This is a genomic window from Streptomyces atratus (assembly GCF_014648655.1).
GTDB classification, from domain to species: Bacteria; Actinomycetota; Actinomycetes; order Streptomycetales; family Streptomycetaceae; genus Streptomyces; species Streptomyces atratus.
In genome coordinates this window covers 1-1,887 of record NZ_BMRN01000164.1, presented here as the reverse complement: position 1 = coordinate 1,887, position 1,887 = coordinate 1, and the positions used below count along the sequence as shown (strand labels likewise).

Sequence of the window (1,887 nt, the reverse complement as noted above, 5' to 3'; positions counted from 1 at the left end):
TCACGGCCCAGCGGCTCCCCGAGCACATGGTTCCGGCTGCGGTCGTCGTCCTCGACGCCCTCCCGCTGACCGCCAACGGAAAGCTCGACCGCAAGGCCCTCCCCACCCCCGAGCACTCCGTCACGGCGGGGCGCGGGCCGGCCAACCGCCAGGAAGAGATCCTCTGCGCGGCCTTCGCCGAACTCCTGGGCCTGTCCGAAGTGGGCGTCGACGACGACTTCTTCGCACTCGGCGGCCACTCGCTGCTCGCCGTCCGCCTGACCAGCAGGATCCGCGCCGAGCTGGGCGTCGAGGTTCCGCTCCGGGTGCTGCTCGAGGCATCGACCGTGGCAGCACTCGCACAACAACTTGCCAACCAGAAGACAGCAAGGCCGGCGTTGCGGCCGATGCGTAACCAGGAGGAGTCCTGATGATTCCGTTGTCATTCGCGCAGCGTCGGTTGTGGTTCCTCAGCCAGTCCGAGGGACCGAGCTCCACTTACAACATCCCGGTCGTGCTGCGCCTTTCGGGCGCGACCGACGGTGCCGCCCTCGGCGCGGCCCTGCGGGACGTGATCGGCCGCCATGAGGTCCTGCGCACGGTCTACCGGGTTGCGGACGGCGAGCCGTACCAGCACATCCTGAAGGCGGCCGACCTGGACTGGGCGCTGACGGTGGCAGAGGTCGCCCCGGCCGAGCTCGACGGCGCGATCGCCGACGTCCTCGGGCACACCTTCGACCTGTCGACCGAGATACCGATCCGCGCGTCGCTGTTCTCCACGGGCGGCGACGAGCAGGTGCTCGTCCTGGTGACGCACCACATCGCGAGCGACGGCTGGTCCAAGCGCCCGCTGGCCCGAGACCTTTCGACGGCCTACGCGGCGCGCAGCGAGGGCAAGGACCCCGCGTGGGAGCCGCTGCCGGTCCAGTACGCCGACTACACGCTCTGGCAGCGCGAGATGCTCGGCGACGAGTCGGATCCCGAAAGCATGATGGCCACTCAGATAGCCTACTGGCGTAAGGTGTTGGCCGACATTCCAGCGGAGCTGGAGCTTCCCGCCGACCGTTCGCGGCCGGCCGTTCCCTCCCACCGCGGCCACAAGGTGCCGCTGGCCGTGCCCGCCGAGGTGCACGCGCGCCTCGCCGAGCTGGCCAAGGCCGAGGGCGTGACCCCCTTCATGGTGCTCCAGGCCGCCCTCGCGGCCGTGCTCTCCCGCCTCGGCGCGGGCACCGACATCCCGATCGGCACGACCGTCGCCGGACGTACGGACGTCGCCCTCGACGACCTCGTCGGCTTCTTCATCAACTCCCTCGTCCTGCGTACGGACGTGTCGGGCGACCCGACCTTCACCGAGCTGCTCTCGCGGGTGAGGCAGGCCGGCTGGGCGGCTTTCGAGCACCAGGAAGTGCCGTTCGAGAAGCTTGTCGAGGAGCTGGCCCCGGCCCGCTCCCTGGCCCGGCACCCCCTGTTCCAGGTCATGCTGAAGGTGCAGAACACCGGTGAGGCCGTCCTCGACCTGCCCGGTACCGGCGGCGGGAACGCCCCGGTTCCGGCGGCCAGCAAGACCGTCACCCCCAACGGCCCGGCGACCAGCGAGTCCGCGGCGAAGTTCGACCTGGACGCGTCGGTCACGGAGGTCTTCGACGCCCAGGGCGCCCCCGCGGGCCTGCGTGGTTCGGTCGTCGCCTCCGCTGACCTCTTCGACATCGAGACGGCCGAGCGCATCGTCGCCCGCTGGGCCCAGGCGATCGAGCTGCTGGTCATGGACCCGGAGTCCCGGCTGAGCGCGGTCGAGGTCCTGGATGAGGGTGAGTGGCGGCTCCTGGCTGAGTGGAATGACACGGTTGCCCCGGTGGTGGCGGGTTCGCTGGCGGAGCTGTTTGCGGTGCAGGTGGCCCGTACGCCGGA

At 70.5% G+C, this 1,887-nt stretch carries 2 protein-coding genes; both read left to right on the top strand.

What is annotated here, in order from left to right:
* Positions 1-410: phosphopantetheine-binding protein (locus IEZ15_RS43845; protein ID WP_189282503.1), on the top strand; the 410-nt coding region annotated here is incomplete at its 5' end.
* On the top strand, positions 410-1,887 hold a 1,478-nt coding region (locus tag IEZ15_RS43840), incomplete at its 3' end, for a condensation domain-containing protein (protein ID WP_229846604.1). The genes IEZ15_RS43845 and IEZ15_RS43840, both read left to right, overlap by 1 nt.